Source organism: Alkalibaculum bacchi (assembly GCF_003317055.1).
Classification (GTDB): Bacteria; Bacillota; Clostridia; order Eubacteriales; family Alkalibacteraceae; genus Alkalibaculum; species Alkalibaculum bacchi.
This window is the reverse complement of sequence record NZ_QNRX01000040.1, coordinates 1-1743: the sequence shown is the minus strand read 5'-3', so window position 1 is coordinate 1743 and position 1743 is coordinate 1. Positions and strand designations below refer to the sequence as shown.

1 protein-coding gene is annotated in these 1743 nt (G+C 33.4%); it reads right to left on the bottom strand.

The features are described 5' to 3' along the window. Nucleotides 1–46: 46 nt before the first annotated feature. A complete protein-coding gene (locus DES36_RS14605) occupies nucleotides 47–1339 on the bottom strand; it encodes an IS110 family RNA-guided transposase (protein WP_113921954.1) in 1293 nt (430 codons plus the stop codon). Nucleotides 1340–1743: the final 404 nt, after the last annotated feature.

The window sequence follows — 1743 nt, the reverse complement described above, 5'->3', positions numbered from 1 at the left end:
AAACACGAACAATGGAAAAGTTAACTATAAAAAGTGATGTTTGAAATTATGCTGCGGTGAGATGATGATTTTTTAAGAACAATACTTGATGTTCTTTTGGATTTTGAATTGTGTAAGGTTTCTGATCTCTCATCACAGCAAATAAATATTTAGTGAGTTTGTGCATTACAGCAACTAAGGCTACCTTTTTCTTCTTACCTTTTAAATTTACTTTGTAGTATTCATGAATAACTGGATTTTCAGGTACGTTATTTTTGGTTCGGATAGCCGTTAGAGTAGCAGCGAATAAAGCTCTTCTAGCATAGCGAGAGCCCCGTTTGCTCATCTTCACCCTATCCCCTTTAAATTCACCAGACTCATTTACAGCTGGGTCTATTCCTATAAATCCTACAAGTTGTTTAGGACTTTTAAATTTCTCAAAAGATCCTATTTCAGCTACTAAGGTTACTGCGCAAATAAACCCAATACCAGTTATTGACTGGAGCAAAGAAATGTTCTTTGCATAACTACTAGGTAAATTACCGCTTTTAATAAATGCTTTAATAGATGAGAGAATGCTATTTACTTCATCATCGACTAACTCGTAAAGTGTAATGAAACTTTGTAGTGATGTATCAAAGATGCAAGAAGGTACACTTATAAAAGTGGCTTCATCAGCACATTTGATGAGCTGTCTGTATTTTTCTTCACTCCATGACATGCCCTTTTTAGATTGAAGCAAAAGATTAATGATATCTTCTTTGGGGGCATTTAGAATTGTATTAGGAGTGGGATACTTTTTTAGTATTCGAATGGAAGCATCACAGCATATATTACGGAATACTTTTTTATATCCATTGAAGTAAATGGTAAGGTAACTGCTCATTTGTTTTTTATAATCTGCACGATTATCAATGAGTCTATAATAATTACGCACTAGTTGCTTAAACTCAAATGCAATAACATCTGTATCAGAGGAAACCCTTATATCATCATATTTTCCTAGTTTGGCGATATTTAAGGCGTCTCTTTTATCACTTTTTACTTTCCTTATGTCCTTATTTTTGTTAGAATTAGTGACAAGAGGGTTGATAACAAATGCTTCAAATTTGTTATCTCTTAAAAAGTGGAGAAGAGTTAGATGATACACGCCAGTTGATTCCATGAAGAATATAGGCTTCATGTTAAACTCATTTTCCACTTTTTTTATTGTTTCTAAAAGATAATTAAAACCATTGCGTGTATGAACCAGCTTAAATGGTTTGCGGTACTCATGACCATCTGGGCAAAGGATAGCAACATAAGAAAACTCTGAAGCAACATCAATACCAACTATAGTGCTGTTTAGATATTTAGACATAATATATATCTCCCCTTAAAAAGAATATAGAGATAGAGTAGAGATTCCATTTCTATCAGTAGATTTGTAACCTCGTTTGTGACCCGAGTAGTTCTCTTAAAAAAGAGAAACTCAACCAGCTAAACACAGAACAGCTACTGATGGAATGACAGTCTTACTTACGAGTATCTGGTGAGAATAACTACTCACCACTCAGGTGGTAAACATCGATCTTCTCTATTCAGGAGTATTATAACACTATATTTAACTGGAGTGTTGTCTCTTAGATATCTGAAAAAAGAGCATTCAATCTACACAGTAGTCCGAATATTAGATACTATTATAAAGATAAAAATTCGTTAGACTATGTAGATTTAATTTATCAAATATCATAACTACATTATACGAGGTGGTAAGGTGGTAAG

Coding starts and splice junctions, on each gene's coding strand:
- DES36_RS14605 (WP_113921954.1), bottom strand. CDS start 1,339: ATGTCTAAATATCTAAACAGCACTATAGTTGGTATTGATGTTGCTTCA.